The organism is Leifsonia sp. SIMBA_070, assembly GCF_046534635.1.
GTDB lineage: Bacteria > Actinomycetota > Actinomycetes > Actinomycetales > Microbacteriaceae > Leifsonia.
In genome coordinates this window covers 1-237 of the sequence record NZ_JAWRYK010000918.1, presented here as the reverse complement: position 1 = coordinate 237, position 237 = coordinate 1, and the positions used below count along the sequence as shown (strand labels likewise).

Sequence of the window (237 nt, the reverse complement as noted above, 5' to 3'; positions counted from 1 at the left end):
AACTTGATGGCGTTCGAGAGCAGGTTGAGCAGCATCTGGCGGAGCATGCGCGGATCGCCCCGCAGCAGCGGCAGCTCGGGCGCCCGGGCGCGGATCTCGATGCCGGCCTCCTCGGCGAGCTGCCGGACGGTGCGGGCGCAGCGCGCGATCAGCTCGTCGAGCTCGACGGCCTCCTCGTGCAGCGTCAGCTTGTCGAGCTCGAGGCGCGACAGGTCGAGGATGTCGCTGATCACCTCC

General features: G+C 70.0%; 1 pseudogene. It reads right to left on the bottom strand.

The features are described from left to right. A pseudogene (locus SB754_RS22875) lies at positions 1–237 on the bottom strand (hypothetical protein); the annotation flags it as partial.